17 protein-coding genes are annotated in these 19,155 nt (G+C 63.0%); 10 read left to right on the forward strand and 7 right to left on the reverse strand.

Going from position 1 to position 19,155, the window contains the following annotated elements; all coding sequences use genetic code 11:
• Positions 1-107: 107 nt before the first annotated feature.
• From ACIQLI_RS20340 to ACIQLI_RS20355, 4 genes are all read left to right on the forward strand, one after another.
• A complete protein-coding gene (locus ACIQLI_RS20340; RefSeq protein WP_354232940.1) occupies positions 108-1,196 on the forward strand; it encodes an acyl-CoA desaturase in 1,089 nt (362 codons plus the stop codon).
• Between the two features lie 85 nt (positions 1,197-1,281).
• Positions 1,282-2,247, forward strand: coding sequence for a quinone oxidoreductase family protein (locus ACIQLI_RS20345; protein WP_400391775.1), 966 nt, complete (start codon positions 1,282-1,284; stop codon positions 2,245-2,247).
• Positions 2,248-2,364: 117 nt separating this feature from the next.
• Positions 2,365-6,321, forward strand: a complete 3,957-nt coding sequence (locus ACIQLI_RS20350; RefSeq protein WP_400391778.1) for a Pls/PosA family non-ribosomal peptide synthetase — start codon at positions 2,365-2,367, stop codon at positions 6,319-6,321.
• 12 nt (positions 6,322-6,333) lie between these two features.
• The gene (locus ACIQLI_RS20355) at positions 6,334-7,677 is read left to right on the forward strand and encodes a M1 family metallopeptidase (protein ID WP_400391781.1); all 1,344 of its coding nucleotides are present in this window, start codon (positions 6,334-6,336) and stop codon (positions 7,675-7,677) included.
• On the opposite strand, the gene ACIQLI_RS20360 is transcribed toward ACIQLI_RS20355, so the two are convergent.
• Both ACIQLI_RS20360 and ACIQLI_RS20365 read right to left on the reverse strand, forming a co-directional pair.
• Positions 7,674-8,312, reverse strand: coding sequence for a 4'-phosphopantetheinyl transferase family protein (locus tag ACIQLI_RS20360; protein WP_400391784.1), 639 nt, complete (start codon positions 8,310-8,312; stop codon positions 7,674-7,676). The genes ACIQLI_RS20355 and ACIQLI_RS20360 overlap by 4 nt on opposite strands.
• A 75-nt stretch (positions 8,313-8,387) precedes the next feature.
• Positions 8,388-8,858, reverse strand: a complete 471-nt coding sequence (locus ACIQLI_RS20365; protein WP_400391787.1) for a barstar family protein — start codon at positions 8,856-8,858, stop codon at positions 8,388-8,390.
• A gap of 395 nt (positions 8,859-9,253) precedes the next feature.
• Between ACIQLI_RS20365 and ACIQLI_RS20370 the strand changes: the two genes are divergently transcribed.
• Genes ACIQLI_RS20370 through ACIQLI_RS20380 form a run of 3 tightly spaced genes read left to right on the forward strand, consistent with a single transcriptional unit; the run spans position 9,254 to position 9,981 of the window.
• Positions 9,254-9,505 (forward strand): hypothetical protein, encoded by a 252-nt coding sequence (locus ACIQLI_RS20370; RefSeq protein ID WP_400391789.1) that lies wholly within the window; start codon positions 9,254-9,256, stop codon positions 9,503-9,505.
• Positions 9,506-9,526: 21 nt separating this feature from the next.
• On the forward strand, positions 9,527-9,760 hold the full coding sequence (locus ACIQLI_RS20375) for a hypothetical protein (RefSeq protein WP_400391792.1): 234 nt from the start codon (positions 9,527-9,529) through the stop codon (positions 9,758-9,760).
• A gap of 11 nt (positions 9,761-9,771) precedes the next feature.
• A complete protein-coding gene (locus ACIQLI_RS20380; RefSeq protein ID WP_400391794.1) occupies positions 9,772-9,981 on the forward strand; it encodes a hypothetical protein in 210 nt (69 codons plus the stop codon).
• A gap of 374 nt (positions 9,982-10,355) precedes the next feature.
• Here the strand turns inward: ACIQLI_RS20380 and ACIQLI_RS20385 are convergent, their stop codons facing one another.
• The 4 genes from ACIQLI_RS20385 to ACIQLI_RS20400 all read right to left on the reverse strand — a co-directional run bounded on the left by ACIQLI_RS20385 (position 10,356) and on the right by ACIQLI_RS20400 (position 16,158).
• Positions 10,356-11,222, reverse strand: coding sequence for a trypsin-like serine peptidase (locus ACIQLI_RS20385; protein WP_400391797.1), 867 nt, complete (start codon positions 11,220-11,222; stop codon positions 10,356-10,358).
• A gap of 179 nt (positions 11,223-11,401) precedes the next feature.
• The gene (gene pheT / locus ACIQLI_RS20390) at positions 11,402-13,945 is read right to left on the reverse strand and encodes a phenylalanine--tRNA ligase subunit beta (RefSeq protein WP_400391799.1); all 2,544 of its coding nucleotides are present in this window, start codon (positions 13,943-13,945) and stop codon (positions 11,402-11,404) included.
• A 2-nt stretch (positions 13,946-13,947) separates the two neighbouring features.
• Entirely contained in the window at positions 13,948-15,009 is a 1,062-nt protein-coding gene (pheS, locus tag ACIQLI_RS20395; protein WP_311214266.1) for a phenylalanine--tRNA ligase subunit alpha, read from the reverse strand.
• Between the two features lie 192 nt (positions 15,010-15,201).
• Positions 15,202-16,158, reverse strand: coding sequence for an LppM family (lipo)protein (locus tag ACIQLI_RS20400; RefSeq protein ID WP_400391802.1), 957 nt, complete (start codon positions 16,156-16,158; stop codon positions 15,202-15,204).
• A gap of 104 nt (positions 16,159-16,262) precedes the next feature.
• Between ACIQLI_RS20400 and ACIQLI_RS20405 the strand changes: the two genes are divergently transcribed.
• Both ACIQLI_RS20405 and ACIQLI_RS20410 read left to right on the forward strand, forming a co-directional pair.
• The gene (locus ACIQLI_RS20405; protein WP_400391805.1) at positions 16,263-16,712 is read left to right on the forward strand and encodes a hypothetical protein; all 450 of its coding nucleotides are present in this window, start codon (positions 16,263-16,265) and stop codon (positions 16,710-16,712) included.
• Positions 16,709-17,338 carry an SIMPL domain-containing protein gene (locus ACIQLI_RS20410; protein WP_400391807.1) on the forward strand — a complete coding sequence of 210 codons (630 nt, stop codon included), beginning with the start codon at positions 16,709-16,711 and terminating at the stop codon, positions 17,336-17,338. Before ACIQLI_RS20405 ends, ACIQLI_RS20410 begins: the two co-directional genes overlap by 4 nt.
• On the opposite strand, the gene pcp is transcribed toward ACIQLI_RS20410, so the two are convergent.
• A complete protein-coding gene (gene pcp / locus ACIQLI_RS20415; protein ID WP_400391810.1) occupies positions 17,335-17,976 on the reverse strand; it encodes a pyroglutamyl-peptidase I in 642 nt (213 codons plus the stop codon). The genes ACIQLI_RS20410 and pcp overlap by 4 nt on opposite strands.
• A 90-nt stretch (positions 17,977-18,066) precedes the next feature.
• Between pcp and ACIQLI_RS20420 the strand changes: the two genes are divergently transcribed.
• Positions 18,067-19,155, forward strand: coding sequence for an Rv2578c family radical SAM protein (locus ACIQLI_RS20420; RefSeq protein WP_400391813.1), 1,089 nt, complete (start codon positions 18,067-18,069; stop codon positions 19,153-19,155).

Consider the following 19,155-nt stretch of genomic DNA (forward strand, 5'->3'; position numbering starts at 1 on the left):
AGTCTCATTATTTTGGGGATTCGACGTATGCTTAGTGGAGGGTGATCCAGACCGTGCAGTCCGAACGTCGGCTGCAGCGTTGCCCGTTAGCGATACGGGGCACATTTATGTCACCCACGTCCACCGCTGAGCGCCCCAAAGCTCGCGCAATTCAACCCAATCCCGTCGTCCAGAGCTACTCAGAGCTCCTCAAAACCGTCAAGTCGGCTGGACTCCTCGAACGCCGTACCGGCTTCTACATCTGGGTCTTCGTGGCCTTGGTACTGCTCATGGCCGGCACCTGGCTCGGCTTCGCCCTCATTGGCGATTCCTGGTACCAGCTCCTGATCGCCGCTGCCGTAGGCATCCTGTGCACGCAGCTTAGCTTTCTTGCCCACGAGGCAGGTCACAAGCAGATCTTCGCTTCGCGCCGCGCCAACGATTGGTCCGCCCGCCTCCTTGCCACCGGCGTCGCCGGCATCAGCTACTCCTGGTGGGAACAGAAGCACGGAGCCCACCACAACCACCCCAACGTCATCTCCAAGGACCCGGACATCCGGAACAACGCCTTGGTGTTCTACGAGGATGCCGCAGCCGAACGTAAAGGCCGCCTGGCTTTCCTCACCAAGAAGCAGGGCTGGTTTTTCTTCCCGCTGCTGATGCTGCTCGGCATCAGCCTGCAGTTTGATTCCCTTCGTTTTGTCTTCGGCAAGCAAAAAGTACGTCACCGCTGGGTAGAGACGCCTATCCTCGTGACCAGGCTTGCCGCCCTCCCGGTTCTGGCTTTCACCTTCCTGCCCATCGGCATGGCGTTCGCCTTCCTTGGAGTCCAGATCATGGTTTACGGCTTCTACATGGGAGCCTCGTTCGCTCCCAACCACAAGGGCATGCCCGTCCTCCCCAAGGACAGCCGCGTGGACTTCCTCAACCGCCAGATCCTGACCTCGCGCAACATCTCCGGTGGCCTCTTCATGGACTTCCTCCTGGGCGGACTCAACCGTCAGGTGGAGCACCACTTGTTCCCGGACATGGCTCGCCCCCATTTGTATAAGGCCACAAAAATTGTGCGCGAGTTCTGCGCCAAGCACTCCATTTCCTACACCGAAACCACCCTGTTGCAGTCCTACGGCATCGTGGTCAGATACCTCAATGACGTAGGCCTCGCGGCAGGCCGCGGCTTCGACTGCCCGGTAGCTTCGACGCACGGACGCTTCTAGGCGTTCCACAAGGGAAGCCCCAACTTCCCTAGGATGGAATCTGAAACCGGGCACCGGAAGGACCGCCCCGGAGTGAGGAGCCACCATGACGCACGCTATCGTTGCCCAGCAGCCCGGAGGACCTGAGGTCCTCGAGTACGCATCTGTGGAAACACCCAAACCTGGCCCCGGCCAGCTGTTGATCAAGGTCGCAGCTGCCGGGGTCAATTTCATTGAGACCTACCAACGCAGCGGTACCTACAAGGTGGAATACCCCTTCACCCCTGGCGCTGAGGCCGCCGGCGTGGTGGAGGCCGTTGGCGACGGGGTCGAAGAATTTTCCGTCGGTGACCGGGTTGCCACTGCCGAAGGGTCCAAGACATACGCCAAGTACGCCCTCGTTGACGCGGGCAAGGCGCTACCGGTTCCTGCCGGCGTCGACGATCACACCGCTGCGGCTCTGCCGCTGCAGGGAATCACCGCTCACTACCTGATGAATTCATCCTTCCGGGTAGAGCCAGGCCACACCGTGTTGCTGCATGCAGGCGCAGGTGGCGTTGGGTTGCTGTTGACGCAACTATTGAAGGCCCGCGGAGCACGTGTCATCACTACCGTTTCCTCGGACGAAAAAGCCGATCTCTCGACTCTTGCCGGAGCCGATGACGTTCTCCGCTACGAGGGCTTCGCTGACAAGGTCCGCGAACTGACCGAGGGCGAAGGCGTCAACGTGGTGTACGACGGCGTCGGCAAGGACACCTTTGACGATTCCCTCAAGAGCCTGCGCATCCGTGGCGCCATGGTGCTCTTCGGCGCTGCGTCCGGGCCTGTGCCGCCCTTTGATCCGCAGCGCCTGAACGCCGCGGGTTCGCTGACGCTGACCAGGCCAACCATGGCGCACTTCGTCCAGAACGCCCAGGAACGCCGGTGGCGTTCAGCGGAGATTTTCGACGCCGCCGCCAACGGCACTCTCGCTGTCAGGGTGGGCGCCACGTACCCGCTCGCAGAAGCCGCCCAGGCCCACAGGGATCTTGAAGGCCGCCGGACCACCGGCAAAGTCCTGCTGGTTCCCTAGCCGCCATGCCCGGTTCCCAACGGCGGGTGAAGTGCAGGCAAACTCCTGTGCAACAAAGAGTGACGCGCAGGAAACGTCAGACACCTTTTGTTCATCTTTCTGCGCAAAGCTGACATCGTGAGCACAGAACATCCCTTGGGGGCCGGGCACACCCCTGCCTTGACCACGTACCGTCCCCAGCTACCGGGAGGCGCCGCCGCCCCGGCCGAGCGCACCCTCGTTGACATCCTGACGGAAACCGCAGCGTCATTCCCCGAAGCCTCGGCATTGGATGACGGGCAGAAGTCCCTGAGTTACAACGATCTCCTCAAGGCTGTCCGCGCCTTCGCCGCCCGGCTCAATGCGGCCGGTCTCGGCCGGGGCGACAAGATCGGCGTACGGATCCCCTCCGGCACCAACGAGCTCTACATCGCCATTCTGGGAATCCTCATGGCCGGGGCTGCCTACGTTCCCGTGGATGCTGACGACCCCGACGAACGCGCCCGGCTGGTGTTCGGCGAAGCCAAGGTAGGCGCCATCATCGCTGCGGGCCTGGACATCCAGCTGTCCGGCGACGCCCGGGAACCCGTTTCCACGCCCTCCAACCCCGGACTGGACGACGATTCCTGGATCATCTTCACCTCTGGATCCACAGGAACCCCCAAGGGCGTTGCTGTCCGACACCGCTCCTCGGCCGCGTTCGTTGACGCCGAGGCCCGGATCTTCCTTCAAGCTGAACCCATTGGACCCCAGGACCGGGTACTGGCCGGGCTTTCCGTCGCCTTCGACGCTTCCTGCGAGGAAATGTGGCTGGCCTGGCGCCACGGCGCTTGCCTGGTACCGGCACCACGGGCGTTGGTTCGCACCGGCATGGACCTCGGTCCATGGCTCATCAACCACGGCATCACCGTGGTTTCCACCGTGCCTACCCTGGCTGCGTTGTGGCCCGCCGAAGCACTCGAGAACGTCCGCCTCCTGATTTTCGGCGGGGAAGCATGCCCGCCCGAGTTGGCTGAGCGCCTCGCTGTGGACGGCCGGGAAGTATGGAACACCTATGGACCTACCGAAGCAACCGTCGTTGCCTGCGCTGCCCCCTTGGGCGGACCCGGCCCCGTGCGGATCGGGCTGCCACTGGACGGCTGGGACCTCGCCGTCGTCGATCCTCAAGGCGTCCCGGTGGCGGAAGGTGAGATCGGCGAACTGATCATCGGGGGTGTGGGACTGGCCCGCTACCTCGATCCCGCCAAGGATGCCGAGAAGTACGCTCCGATGGCAACGCTGGGATGGGACCGGGCCTACCGATCTGGTGACCTGGTGCGCTTTGAAGCCGAAGGCCTGATCTTCATGGGCCGCGCCGACGAACAGGTCAAACTCGGAGGACGCCGGATCGAACTGGGCGAGGTGGATGCAGCATTGCAGTCTTTGCCTGGTGTCGCCGGCGCGGCTGCAGCAGTACAGACCACGGCAGCCGGCAACCAGATCCTTGTTGGTTATCTGGCCCCCGTTGACGGCTACGAGCTGTCCATGGACGAGGCACGCCGCCTGCTGGGTGAAAGCCTTCCGGCCGCCTTGATCCCCCTGCTGACCGTGGTGGATTCGCTCCCCACCAAGACCAGCGGAAAAGTCGACCGTCACGCGTTGCCGTGGCCGCTGGCGGGAGCCGGCGCCACCGAGGCCGGAAATGCCCCGCTGAACCTGCCCGATGACGCCCGCTGGGTCGTGGAGCAGTGGGAGGCGGTGCTGGGCAGCCCCGTGAGTTCCCTCGACGCCGACTTCTTCGCCTACGGTGGCGGTTCCTTGGCTGCGGCCCAACTCGTTTCCGCCCTTCGTGTCCGGTACCCCACCATCACCGTGGCGGATATCTATGCCACGCCGCGCATAGGCGCGTTGATCGATGCCGCCCGGCAATCACTCCCTGACGGCGGCGTACCGGGGCCCGCTGCTGAGCGCACCGTCCGCCCTACAGCCTTGAAGTCGCAGATCTTCCAGGTCCTGATGGGCGTGCCCTTGCACATCCTGGTGGGCATGCGTTGGCTCACCTACCTGATGGCCGCCAACAGGCTGCTGGCAGACTTCGCCGGCTTTGCCGCCGCGCCCGTGGTGTCGTGGTGGTGGATCGCGGCGTCTTGGCTGATCTTTGTCAGTCCCTTGGGCCGGATGGCGATCTCAGTGGTTGCAGCCAAGGTGCTTCTTGGCAGGATCCAACCCGGCACCTACCCGCGTTCAGGCAAGACCCATCTGCGATTGTGGCTGGCCGAGCAAATACAAGACCTCTCGGGTGCCATCGGTCTGGCCAGCGCCCCGTTCGTGCCTTACTACGCACGGGCCCTCGGAGCCAAGATCGGCAAGGACGTCCACCTGCACTCACTGCCCCCGGTCACCGGTCTCCTGTCCTTGGGCAGCGGAGCCAACATCGAGCCCGAAGTGGACCTTTCTGGCTGGTGGGTTGACGGTGACTCCGTCCACATCGGCCAGATCCATGTGGGAGCCGGTGCAGTTGTCGGCGCCCGAAGCACCCTGATGCCCGGAGCCACCATCGGCGCGGGCGCACACGTCGACGCTGGATCCGCTGTGCTGGGCAAAGTGAAAGCCGGACACCTTGTGGCCGGCTCCCCTGCGGAGCGCCGCGGAAAAGCCAAGCACGAATGGCCGGAAACAATCACCAGGCGGCCAGTGACTGACCGGCTCTGGTTCTCCGCTTTTGCCAGCGCTTCGGCTTTGCTGGCGCTTATCCCCTATCTCTCGGCGTTCGCCGGTGCCCTGGTGGTTCTGGCGTTCATCCAAGGCCACGAGTCGTTGGAAACAGCGCTTCCACAGATCGCCTTGGCCCTTCCTCTTGCTGCCCTGGTGTGGTTCTTCGGCAACCTCGTGCTGATTCTGATTGTTGCGAGGCTTCTCGGCTTGGGCCTCAAGGAGGGCTACTACCGGGTGCGCAGCCGCATAGGTTGGCAAGTCTGGGCCACCGAACGCCTCCTGGACATGGCCCGGGACCTCCTCTTCCCCGTCTACGCCAGCCTCTTCACGCCCCTCTGGTTGCGACTCCTCGGGGCCAAGGTGGGCAAGAACGTGGAAGCCTCAACAGTGCTTCTTGTTCCGAAAATGACCACCATCGGCGACGGCGCCTTCCTGGCTGACGACACCATGGTGGCCTCCTACGAACTGGGTGGCGGCTGGATGAAAATTGCGCCGGCCAAGATCGGTAAGCGATCCTTCCTGGGCAACTCAGGCATGACCGCCGCGGGACGCAACGTGCCCAAGAACTCCCTCGTCGCGGTGCTGTCTGCCACGCCGGCCAAAGCAAAGTCCGGCACCTCCTGGCTGGGCAGTCCGCCTGTCAGGTTGCGCCGCACCGCCGTCGATGCCGATCAGACAAGAACCTTCCGCCCAGCCCTCAAGCTGAAGATAGCAAGGGCGCTCTGGGAACTGTGCCGCCTGATACCGGTCATCCTTACGGTGGCCATCGCCGTCAGCGTGATGCTGGTTCTGGATTGGATCGCGCGCGGATGGGGCTATTGGATCGCGGCGGTCCTGGGTGGGGTGGTGATGCTGGCAGCAGGAGCAGTAGCAGCACTCAGCTCCATCGTGGCCAAATGGGTCCTGGTGGGGACCATCCGTTCAGGCGAACACCCCCTATGGAGCTCCTTCATTTGGCGCAACGAGGTGGTGGACACTTTTATCGAAATGGTGAGCGCCCCGTGGTTTGCCCGATCCGCCGCCGGAACTCCCGCCTTGGTGTGGTGGCTTCGAGGCCTCGGCGCCAAGATCGGCCGTGGAACCTGGTGCGAGAGCTACTGGCTGCCAGAGGCTGACCTCGTGACCCTGGGAGAGAACTCCACCGTCAACCGTGGCTGTGTTGTCCAGACGCACCTGTTCCACGACCGCGTGATGAGCCTGGATACAGTGACGCTAGGCAACGGAGCCACTATGGGTCCCCACGGCGTCATCCTGCCCGCGGCCAGTATCGGCGACGGCGGAACTGTTGGTCCGGCGTCGTTGGTGATGCGGGGTGAGACAGTGCCGGCCGGAACGTACTGGATGGGCAACCCGGTGAGCCCGTGGGTGGGTCCGTCGGCACAAGCGCCTCGCCTCAAGTAGATTGGACGGATCATGACCGTACCAATCACCGCCCCCATGACCGAAGCGGACCCCTACACTCTGGACCACGGCAGCACCAGCTACCGTGTGGACCGGTACGAGTTGGATCTCGATGTCAGGCTGGGCAGCAACAAGCTGATCGGCAAGGCGGTCCTGCGATGCACGGCGTTGGCAACTACGGCTCAGATTGTTTTGGACTTGGTGGGCCTGCGGGCCAGCAAGGTCCAGCTGGATGGCAAGAAGCTCCAGAAGTTCAGCCACAGGGCCGAACACCTTGTGCTCAACCCGGCGTCGCCGCTGAGGCCCGGCCAGCAGTTCTCTTTGGAGATCCGCTATGACGGCAATCCCCAGCCGCGCCGCGGCCTGTGGGGCGATGTGGGGTGGGAAGAACTGAACGACGGCGTCCTGGTGGCCGGCCAGCCCAACGGCGCGGCCTCCTGGTTCCCCTGCAATGACCATCCCCGCTACAAGTCCAGCTTCCTCATCTCCGTGACCACAGACGACAACTACCGGCCGGTGTGCAACGGCACCTTGATCTCCCACTCCCGCAAGTCCAGCAGGGAGACCTGGGTCTACGAACACGCTGAACCCATGGCCACCTACCTCGCCACCGTGCAGATCGGCCGGTACGTCAAGGTTCCCCTGCACGTTGACGACACCCACCCCCGGGTGCCGCAGTTCGTAGCAGTCACGCCCGAGATGGCGGTGGATGCTCTTCAAGGCCTGCGACGCCAGCCCGACATGATGCGGACCTTCGAGGATTGCTTCGGCCCCTACCCGTTCACGGACTACACCTCGGTAGTCACTGAAGACGAACTGGAAATCCCGTTGGAAGCCCAAACCGTCTCCATCTTCGGCCGCAACCACATGCGCGAGTCCTGGGACGCCCAGCGCTTGATCGCCCACGAGCTCTCCCACCAGTGGTTCGGCAACTCGCTGACCGTGAGCAGCTGGAAAGACATCTGGCTGCATGAAGGATTCGCCTGCTACGCGGAATGGTTGTGGTCCGAAGAATCCCGGACCATGACTGTTGCTGCGCGGGCCACAGCTGCGTGGAAAAGGCTCGACGCCGGCCCTCAGGACTTGTTGGTGGGAGACCCCGGCCCCGAGTTGATGTTCGATGACCGCGTCTACAAGCGCGGAGCTCTGGCCGTCCATGCCCTACGAATCGCGGCCGGCAACGAGGCGTTCTTCGGCTTCCTGCAGCATTGGACTGCCACCAACCGGCACAGCTCGGTGTCCACGGAGGCGTTCATTGAGGCTGCGGACTCGTTCATTCCGGGCTTTGACTGCGCCTCGATTCTCCGGCCATGGCTTTACGAGGCTGTGCTTCCGGCGCTGCCTTCTGCCCGTTAGCCGAGGGCAAGAGCGGCGACTAAACCCTCAGGCAGTGGTGTTTCGGTGACGTCGCTCAGGCCGGGCAGGTCCAGCACATCCAGCTCTGCGGGGTTGCGCCTCAGGCCCTCCCCCGTCATCTTCAGCCACGCCTCTTTGCGTGCCCACAGGCGCGCGCGCTGACTATCTCGCTCCTGATCCGGGATGGTGGACAGGAAGCGTTTCTCGGTTGCGGTCAGCGCGACGTCGTCGAAGCCTTCGAAGGTTGCTTTGCCAGTCGATTCAAGATCCACTCCCAGCCGTAGTTCTTCGGGAGGATGCACGACGCCGGCCAGCAGCACCCAGCCCGACGCTCTGGACGCGCTGAGCGCAAGAGGTGCGGGGCCGCCGTCGAGCATGAACCCTGGGCGACCATGGTCCTGGGCGGGGCCGCACTGCGGGCAGTGATAGGAAGGGACGAGGCGGCGGGACTCCACTCCCAGGAGCGTCGCAGCAAAGTGCAGTGCAGCAAGCCGGCCGGCCACGAACTCGTCACGGTCCTCGGTCTTGGCGTAGCGAAGGGCGCGCTCGAGGGCCAGCTGGCCGAGCAGTTCAATCGCGTCTCCTGCGCCGGGCGTCTCATCGAGCCTCCACAGGTCAAGCACCGGATTCTCCATCACGCCCTCCTCTCACGGCTAAGTCCCCAGCCCAATGTCGCAACAGCTTTGGTGGATTTCCCCTTCTGTGAGGCTTCAAACGACTCTGCCATCGCCCCGTGTCCATGCCCAAATCGGGCAACTGCAGGACTCACGCTTCCGAAGCAACCACCCGCGGCATTCTGCACAGGCTGCACCCTCTCTGGAAAGCACCAACTCAGCGTTGCTGATGATGGTCAAATATCGTCGTGCAGGGAGCCACTCCAAGTCTTTCAGGCACTCGTCAAAGGCGCTCCAGTTCCCACCGAAGTAGTCCGGAAATGAAAAATTCTGCTTGTACTCTGCGAAGAGCTGATCCAGGGTGAGCATTTTGGATCCATCCAGGTCGACAACCAGAACGTCAGCTCCTCTGAGCGCCTGACGCACGAACTGAGCCTGCTCCAGGTTTGCCGCATGAACCCAAGGCGCGGTCTCGCTCGTCACCGAATCGACAACGTATGCCCCGTCCATCCGCCTATTCTCCACGAATTTTTGGACGCTCCCCCGCAGCGAGGAATCGACCAACATTCGACCGCCCTAACACCGGAGCTCCCACAGAGACGAGAAGCATCTCCCTGTCCGGCATACTTGGTGGCGGCCAGGTCAGTCCACGAGCCCGACTCAGGCTCGCTGTTGCCGGACAGGATCCAGGGGTGTTTGGGGGTCTGCTCGAACCGGGAACCAGTCCAGTGTTTCGAGGTCGGGGTGCCGCCGGAGGGTCTCGATCAGTTCTTTGCTGCCGAAGACGTTGGATCCCAGCAGGTCCCAGTCTGTCCAAACAGCCCACGCCCGGTCCTCCGGCCACCAAAACTCAGGCGTGTGGTTGGGAAGAGTTGGTTCCAGCAGTGCCGGCAGGAGCGCTTCGAGTTCGAAGGAGCGGTTATGCTAGTCGTTGGATTTATTGTTCTGGTTTGGGGGCAGGCATGGGAATTGCTTTTGATGACGGCGCAGCCGACGCGCTGATCCGTGCCGCGAACTCCGCCGACGAACTCCTGCGTGCCGAGGGAGGCTTCCTGTACGGGGCCGTGGAGCAGGCAGTGCAGGACTTCAACGGCGGCTACGGGCGCCTGTTCAAGGACGCCTGCGGCATCAGGTCCGATGATCGCGGCAAGCTGGCAAGTGTCCTCGCGGTTCTGGCCGAGGACGTCGGCGAGGCCAAGCACAGGGCGCAGTAAGAGAAAGCCCGGCAAAAGAACATGGAAGCCTGGCAGCAACGCGACAACATCCGCAAACAGCACCTGCTCTCCGGGAACATCGCCGAAGCATCCGCGACAGTCGCCACCATGATCCTGGACCCGATGCCCGAGAGCACACCGGTCCCTGCACCGGCTGTTTCAGCGGTGTTTTCGCCGCGGGACCGGCCCCGGTTCGCCGGCGGACCAGGAACCGGAACCACCTCGGCTGACCCGGGCAAGCTCCGCGGCTGCTGAGCCTGGAAGAAATGGACGCTCTACACGACAAGGTCAAGACCTTGTTCGAGGCCACCGGCTTCACCGTCAAACAAGAATCCGATGGCGGCCCAAACTTCGTCAGACACATCGACGTGTTCGGGCCCGACAAATTCGTCATGGGACTCACCACCGGAAAGTACGAAATAAACCTTGGTGGGAATACCCGCCGCTTTGCCGACCCTGAAGGCAAATTCCGCTAGGAAAGGTTGTCACCGAACGGCCCTGCGTTCCGAGGCTACTGCGAGATCCCATCCATCTGCAGATCCACTCCTGGCTCAGGCACAGGAGTCGCCCGCTGTAACCAATCACCGTCAATACCGTGCATCAGATGGGTATGTAACATTCGGCAGGAGTACTTGCTACTAACAGGGGTGGGTCGTGCCTAGGCCAAGAACGTGGTCTGCCAAGGAAGGTCGCCCGCTGTCCAATCCACACACCCGTTACCCCATAGAGAACTTTGTCCCCTGCAAAATGTAGCTTGTGCTTGGCGGGCTCCTATTCGCCAAAGCAAGTGTTCCCCGCAGCCAAGAATCTGCTGCGGGGGAACACTGCTGGGTGGATTAACCCAAGTGGGCTACTTCACCGACGTCAGGTAGTTCGCGAGCGTCGGCGTGATGCGGGTGCCCGAGTTGGAGCTTCCGCCGTTGGTGTGGATAGCCATGATGGTGTTGGAGCTGTTGTAGACGGGTGCACCGCTCTGCCCACCAAAGGTATCCATCTTGTAGTAAACCTTCTCCGTGGTGGTGCTCTCGATGGGACCGGTCATGGACCACATGGTGCCGAAGGCCTTGTCTCCCGGGTAGCCACGAACGGTCACGTTGGTGCCGTTTAGGCTTGCCGTGGTGCCGGTGTAGTTGAGCCAGCCAGTGGTGTTACCGATGCTGCAGTCGAGCTTGATGACGCCCCAGTCTGCGTTGGTATTGGCAGAATCGATCCAGCGCTGATCGGTGTAGATCTTGGTAGCACCGCAGGTGCCGTAGGGGTCCGTCGAACCATTGCGACCCGGAGCCACTTTGACACCCCAGGAATAGTCGGCCTCGGAGCCCGTGCCGCCTTCGTGCACGCAGTGGCCCGCGGTCAGCACGGTGTCGTCGGAAATCAACGCACCGGAGCAGATGTAGCCGCCGTTGAACTCGATCTGGACTATTGATCGGTTGGGAGCAGCCGTCGTGTTGGTGATGCGCACCCGGCCATCAGCGCCGATGACTGAATCGGTGGAAGCACCACCGTTCTTTGAAGGTGCGGCAATCGTGTACCTGTCGGCCAAAGGTGAAGCCGCAGATCCTGAAACCTGTGACCGGTCCACCGTGTGCGATACAGGCTGGACCTCGGCGGCAGCTGTTTGCGGCGTCGACTCTGACGCTGTTGCGGCTCCACCAAGCGAGGACGTCAAAGCCATCACTGCAGCTCCAACCAGCAAAGCAACGTTGTGCTTTTTCATGGGTACCTTTCAAGGGACGGCTCTCAGCGAACCGTGCAAGGGATGTGATACACATGTTTCACATGTGCATGACAAAACTGTCATACACATGTGAATGTTCTGTCAAGATGCTGGGAGCTCAATCTCAAAAAGAAAATTCCCGGGACCATCAGGTCCCGGGGATTCACTTGATAATGGGGCTAGCGCTGGACTGCGCCAAACCGTTCGGCTGCAACTGCAACAGCGGCGGCACGGGCTTCAGAAGCCTCATCCGCCGTCAGGGTACGGTCGTCGGCACGGAAACGGAGACCGAAGGCCAGCGACTTCCTGCCCTCCTCGATCCCTGGGCCCACGTAGACATCGAAGAGAGCAACGTCCTCGAGGAGTTCCCCGGCACCTTCGCGCAGTGCCGAAAGGACCTGATCCGCCGGCACGTCCTGCGGAACAACCAGAGCAACGTCCTGCGTCGCCACCGGGAATCCGGAGATGTGCTTGGCCACGATCACATCAGCCGCAGCCTCGAATAGTGCTTCCACGTTGATCTCGAGCGCCACTGAACGTGCAGGCATATCGTGTGCAGCCAGCAGCTTCGGGTGAAGCTCACCTGCGTATCCAACAACATCTCCGTTGCGCAGCGCGAGCTGGGCTGCGCGGCCCGGGTGGAAGGCCTGGTGACTGCCCTGGCTGACAACCAGTTCAACACCCAGCACACCGGCAATAAGGCGGGCTACGTCCAAGGCATCGGCCCAATCCCACTCGCGGGGCGTGTGGGTAGCCGCGGCAGGAGAATCATGGCCGGTGAAGACAGCGGCGATATGCAGCGGCTGGTGCGGGACGCCGTCGTACAGTGCATCCAGAACCTCATCCGAAGGCTTGACGCCCAGCGGCGGAATGGAATCCGTGCCCATCGTTTCGCCCGGAAGGAACACCGACCCTGCTTCATAAAGAGCCAGGTCCCGGAAGCCGCGCGAGTGGTTGCGACGGGCAACCTCGATCAGGCCCGGCAGGATGGACGTGCGAAGGAAACCTTGCTCTTCGCTGATCGGGTTCGCCAACTTCAACGCCGGACGCGCCGCTCCTTCAGCAGCAACACCGAACGTGTCGTTGGCTGCCTTGGAAACGAACGGGTAGGACAACACCTCGGTGAGACCGGCATCAGCCAACGCCTGAACAACGCGGCGCTTCTGCTGCTGGCTGCGGCTCAGGCCACGGCCCGGAGGCGCCACGGGGAGGGTGGACGGGATGTTATCGTATCCCACCAGGCGGGCGATTTCCTCGGAGAGGTCTTCCTTGGTTTCAAGGTCGTTGCGCCAGCTGGGAGCCGTCACCAAGTAGCCGTTGGCGGTCTTCTCCACGGCGGCCCCCAGATCCACCAGCGACGTGGTGATCTGCTCGTCAGTGAAGTCGATACCAATCCGTGCAGCGGCAAATTCTGCCGGCAGCTCGATGGTCACAGCGCCAGGGGCGGTTCCGACGTCGGTCCCGGCCTCATCTGCCGTGCCCCCGGCGAGCTCCACCAACAGGTCCACGACGCGGTGCGCGGCAATGTTGGCGATGTGCCAGTCAACCCCGCGCTCAAAGCGCTTGGAAGCTTCGGACGGCAGCTTGTGGCGGCGACGGGAACGAGCGATTGACACTTCGTCGAAGTGCGCGGCTTCCACCAGGATGTTCGTGGTGGAATCGGACACCTCAGTGTGGGCACCGCCCATCACGCCGGCGATGCCGATGGCGCCGGAGTCATCGGTGATCAGCAGGTCCTCGACGTCGAGCGTGCGCACCTTGTCATCGAGGGTGGTGATCTTCTCCCCCGCCACGGCACGACGCACCACGATGTCGCCTGCGAGCTTATCCAGGTCGTAGCAGTGGTTCGGCTGGCCGAGCTCAAGCATGACGTAGTTGGAGATATCAACGGGCAGCGAGATGGACCGCACGCCGGCCAAACGAAGGCGGGCGGACATCCACGGCGGCGTGGGACGGGAAGCGTCCACACCACGCACCGTGCGGACCACAAAGCGGTCGCAGCCGGGTTTGCCGTAGATGGGAGCGTCGTCGTTGAGCTTGACGCCGTAGCCGCCCTGCAGGGTGGCCGGAGCCGAGACCTTCGACGCCGGATCCACGAAGGTGGTTCCGGTTGCGTGGGCGTACTCGCGCGCTACGCCACGGATGGAGAAGGCGTAGCCGCGGTCCGGGGTGACGTTGATTTCCGCTGCCTGATCGTACAGACCCAGCAGTTCCATCGCGTCGGTGCCGATTTCCGGGTCCAGGCCGATGCTTGAGAGGACCAGGATGCCGTCGTGGTCATCGCCGATTCCCAGCTCTCGGACAGAAGCGATCATGCCCGCGGACAGGTGACCGTAGGTCTTCCTTGCTGAGATCTGGAAGTTTCCGGGCAACACTGCACCAGGAAGGGTAACAACCACTTTGTCGCCCTCAACAAAGTTGTGCGCACCGCAGATGATGCCCTGCACGCCGGAAGGATCAATGCCCTTGCCGGTGAGGGTCTGTTCCTGTCCCTCGGGAACGACCCGGACCTGGCACCAATTGATGGTCTTGCCATTGGTCTGCGGTTCCTTGACCAGGCTCAGGACCTGGCCCACCACGACGGGGCCCGTGAGCTCGTCCGTGGGACGGTGGACTTCTTCTTCTTCAAAACCGACCTTGACCAAGTCAGCCATGACGTCTTCGGCCGTAGCATCGGCCGGAACCTGCGCGAATTCACGCAGCCAGGAAAGTGGGATACGCACTGTTAGATCTCCATCCCGAAGTGCTCGCTGAAACGTACGTCGCCTTCGATCATGTCGCGCATATCGCCGACCTCGTTGCGGAACATAAGCGTGCGCTCGATGCCCATGCCGAAAGCAAAACCTGAATAGATGTCCGGATCGATGCCGGCTGCCCGGAGGACGTTGGGGTTGACCATGCCGCAGCCACCCCATTCGATCCAGCGGGGACCGCCCTTGGCACCGGGGTGCCAGATGTCCAGCTCGGCGGAAGGCTCCGTGAACGGGAAGTAGTTGGGGCGCAGGCGGATGGACGCTTCGTCGCCGAACATCTGGCGGGCAAAGTGCTCCAGCGTGCCGCGCAGATCCGCCATGCTCAGGTTCTTGTCAATCGCAAGACCCTCGAACTGGTGGAACACGGGAGTGTGCGTGGCATCGAGTTCGTCAGTGCGGAACACCTTGCCGGGGCACAACACGTAGATGGGAACTTCGCGTTCCAGCATCGAGCGGACCTGTACAGGCGACGTGTGCGTGCGCATGAGCAGGTGGGCTTCAGGAGGCTCCACGAAGAACGTGTCCTGCATTTCGCGGGCAGGGTGGTCCGGCTTGAAGTTCAAGGCATCGAAGTTGAACCACTCGGACTCCACCTCGGGCCCTTCGGCGATTTCCCAGCCCATGCCAACAAAGATGTCCGAGACGCGGTCCTGCAACGTGGACAGCGGGTGGCGTGCACCTGCCCGGCGTCGACGCGGAGCGGCGGTGACATCCACGGTTTCTTCGACCAGGATGCGGGCGTCGTTCTCTGCTTCGAGAACCTCGGTCCGGGCTGCGAGCGCTTGGTTGACGCGGCCACGGGAGGACCCCATGAGCTTGCCGGCCGCAGCCTTGTGCTCCTTGGCGAGCCCACCGATTTCACGGTTGGCCAGGCTCAGTGGCGACTTCTCGCCTGTGTGGGCGAGGCGGACAGCCTTGAGTTCTTCGAGGGAGGAAGCAGCCGCGATTGCGGCAATGGCGTCCTCGACGGCGGCGGTGATGGCGGCTTCATCCAGCGGATTCGGGATGGCAGCGCCTGGCAAAGTGTCAGTCATCTACTGTTCTTAGCTACGAGTAGGGATCGGCCGGCAAAGCAGGCCTGCAAAACGAAAGGGCAGTGCTTGCCGCGGACGGCAGGCACTACCCTTCAGTCTAGTTGAACGTCACGGACGGGATTTAACCCACCACCATGCGTCCCGCCATGTGAGCAGCACGACGGCGGATGTCGCCGTGTGTGCCCTCATACCCTAAGCGGGCGGTGCCGGCGGCGGCGGTGACGGCTGTCCGTCGTCGTGCCGTTGGCCGGGCGGCTGCTGCGTCGGCAACTGCGTCGTCTGCTGCGTCGGGAACTGCTGAGCAGGCGGCTGCGGGACCTGGGTCGGTGCCGCGGCCTGGGCCGGCGGCGCCCCCGGGGTGTAGCCCTGCCCTGCCCAGTCCGCTTGGGGTGACTGCGTTGGCTGCTGGGGGTAGGCCCCCGGGTTGGGTGCGTCGGCGGGCCGGCCGTAGGGCGCAGCGCCTGCGAGCGCCGGAGTCTGCTGTGCGGACTTCCTGCGCAACAGCACGAACAGGAGCACCACCGCAGCGGCGATCACCAGCACGGCCACCAGGATCCAGATGATCCACATGGGTACGCCCGCGTTGGCCTCAGCCTTGGCTTGGACCACTGATTCCTCGACGGACAGCATGTCAAACGTCGCGGTGTTCCCCTCCACAGTGGCACCTTGGGCCTCTACGACCTTGCCCGGGAACGTGAACTTGACGGAGGCTTCGTCGAACATGGACTTTGCCATGCTCGACGCCGACGGATCCCCATTGCCGGCACCTGTCACGCCACCCATGGTGAGGACATAGAAGTCACCTTCCTTCTTCAACTGGAAGGGATTTTCGGAGCTGGAAGACTCCGCGAGCTTGGCAGGATCGAGATTGGCTGCGGTGATCCGCTTGCCTTTGTACTTCTCGTCTTCGTAGTCCACCACTGTGGAACCTTCGGGGATGTCCATTTCGCCCCCGCTGCCATTCGACTCCATGAACTCGTCGAAGGTCTTATCCCCCAGCACGGATTTTTGGATGGCGTAGACAACTTCGTAGTCCACGCTCTTTTCGTTGTTGACCTTCACCGACATGTTGAGCTTGACGCAACCGGTCAAAGCCACCATCACCGCAATCAGCACACCGACGACGCCCAAGGCGCGTTTCGCGTTCATTGATCCTCTTCCCCCATAGTGGTTCCCCTGCACCGGCGGGTGCCCGATCAGCGTATCCCCGCGGCCTGCGCCGTGCCATAGACGGCGGGTCTAGCATAGGCCTCATGACACCCGCGCAACGCATAAGGCAGCTCGCCAACGTCGTGAACCTGTCCACGCCGCTGGGACTGATGGTCGCCGTCGCGTCCCGGAGCACGGTGTCGCGCGGGCCGCGCGGGCTGCTGATCGCGGCTGGTTATGACTGGAAGCTCCCCCATGCCGGAGCGTTCACGCTGGGCAACGTCATTCTGTACCGCGCACCTCACGGAATTGCCGGCAGCAATGCCGTGCTGCTGGGGCACGAAGAGCGGCACAGCACCCAATACGCGTACTGTCTGGGCGTGCCGTTCCTTGCTCTCTACGGCATCGCCGCCGGCTGGTCGATGCTCCGCAGCGGCAATCCGGCGTCGAACAACTTCTTTGAGCGCCAGGCGGGACTCGCGGCGGGCGGATACATTGACACTGACCACCATCGGCAGGACGGACCTGCCGGCAAGGGAATCGAGGCCTCATGAAACGCAGCATCACTGTAACGGGGACGGCGAGCGCCACAGCAGTTCCGGATCTGGTCACGTTGACGCTCGGCGTGGAAACGCGCCGGGACACTGCCGCCAAGGCCTACGACGACGCCGGGAAGGCGGCCGGCGCTGTCGCGGTAAGTTTGCGGGAGGCCGGCGTTACGGACGTCGACCTGCGGACCAGCGGCTTGAATCTGAGGGCCGATCTGGTGTGGGTGGAAGGACAAGGCCAGAAGGTCACGGCGTATGTAGCTTCCACCGCCCTGCAGGTGGGAATCCGTTCACATGCCGATGCGCCGGCAGCCATCGCCGCCGCAGTGGCGGCCGGTGGTGACGACATCAGGATCAATGGGATCGACCAAGGTTTCGCCGATGCAACCGCGGTGACCGCCCAGGCGCAGGAGGCGGCATGGCTGGACGCACTGGCACGTGCCCAGCAGTACGCATCGCTGGCTTCTGCACGGCTGGGGCAGGTGAAATCCATTGCCCAGGAGCCCGTCCATGGTGCCCCCATCCCCATGGGCGGGATGGTCAGGGCATCGTTCTCCGCCGAATCACTGCCTGTTCAGGCCGGAGAGTCTTCCGTCACGGCCAGCGTCACCGTGGAATGGGAACTTATCTAATGAATGGCTCCGGCACTGAGGGCAGCGTCCACTTGCGCCCGTAGGGCCGTGCGCACCACGACGGCAAGGCCCTCCGCCATGGATTCCAAGGGCATGGACGGGGTACCACTTTCCGGGGACACCTGTTCCGGGAGGTAGGGAATGTGCACGAAACCGCCGCGGACGCTTGCGGTCGAAGCAAGCAGGTGCATCAACGCGTAGAAAAGGTGGTTGCAGACGTAGGTTCCTGCCGACTGCGAGACCTCGCCGTTGATTCCAGCAATCTGGAGGTCCCGCAACGCGGCCTTGATGGGCAAGGTGGAGAAGTACGCCGCCGGGCCGCCGGGGACCACTTCCTCGTCCACAGGTTTCTGGCCCTTGTTGTCGGGAATCCGTGCGTCATCGCAGTTGATGGCCACACGTTCCAGGGATATCCGTGCACGTCCGCCGGCCAGTCCCACGCAGACCACAAGGTCCGGGTTGATGGTGGCCATGGCTTCGCTGAGTGTTGTGGCCGAATCACCAAACACGCACGGCAATTCCCGGGCTTCGACCACCAGGCCTTCGGCACGGAGGATGTCCTGTGCGCGGCGCACGGCATGCCAGGAAGGATTGACATCGTCTTGGCCGAACGGTTCGAACCCAGTCAGCAGAATCATGGGCCAACCCTAGCAACGCTTGGCCCCTGGTGTGGGCGATTCGCTCCGGGGTCCTTGACATTCATTCGAACATACCTTCGAATGGAGTTCATGAGATGGGACGCACAAGCACTGTCACCTACCCGTGGACCGGCGTCCGACGACGGCGGCTCTTCAGCTCCAGGCCCTGCCCCGGCCATGGATGCGCTGCTGCCGCTGGCCGGGCTGGTGCGTTCCATCTCAACACCCGAATTCTCCGGAGTCACCTTTCATGAGGTCACCGCAAAGTCAGTGCTCAACAAGGTGCCTTCGGGTTCTGCCATGCCGTTCGAGTGGACGGTGAACCCCTACCGCGGTTGCAGCCACGCGTGCGTCTACTGCTTCGCCCGCAAGAGCCACACCTATCTGGAATTCGACGCCGGGCGCGACTTCGATTCGCAAGTGGTGGTGAAGATCAATGCCGCCGAAGTGCTCCGGAGGGAACTCGCCAAACCCTCGTGGGAACGGCACCAAGTCGCTTTGGGAACCAACACCGACCCCTACCAACGCGCCGAAGGCCGCTACGCCCTGATGCCCGGAATCATCCGTGCACTGGCGGACTCAGGCACACCATTCTCCATCCTGACCAAAGGCACCCTGCTGGCGCGGGACATCCCCCTCCTCAAGCACGCTGCCACGATGGTCCCAGTGGACCTCGGGATTTCGCTCGCCATGACCAATGAGGATCTTGCCGGGCTGGTGGAACCCGGAACGCCCTCACCCAGGGCACGGCTCAAACTCATTTCCCGGCTCCGGGAAGCCGGCCTGGGTTGCGGTGTCATGGCGATGCCCATCCTGCCGTGGCTGACCGACTCGGACGAGGCCCTCGATTCGTTGTTCAGCGAACTGGCCAAAGCCGGCGCCACGGGCGTCACCGCCGGAGCGCTGTACCTGAAGCCAGGAACGCGGGAGTGGTACATGCAGTGGCTGGCGGCCCAGCACCCCGAACTGGTCGGGAAGTACCGCCGCCTCTACGGCCAAGGTTCCTATGTCTCGAAGGAATACAGCACTTGGCTGACCGGCCGGATCACCCACTTCAAAGCGAAGTACGGCTACACCCGGACCTCAGGATTCAGCCACCGCAACGCCCGTCCGATGCAGGGGCCCTCCGCCCCTGAGGTGGGCGCCGGCACACTCCCTGGACAGCAGCCACTGTTCTGA

This window comes from Paenarthrobacter sp. NPDC091669, assembly GCF_044756725.1.
GTDB classification, from domain to species: domain Bacteria; phylum Actinomycetota; class Actinomycetes; order Actinomycetales; family Micrococcaceae; genus Arthrobacter; species Arthrobacter bambusae_C.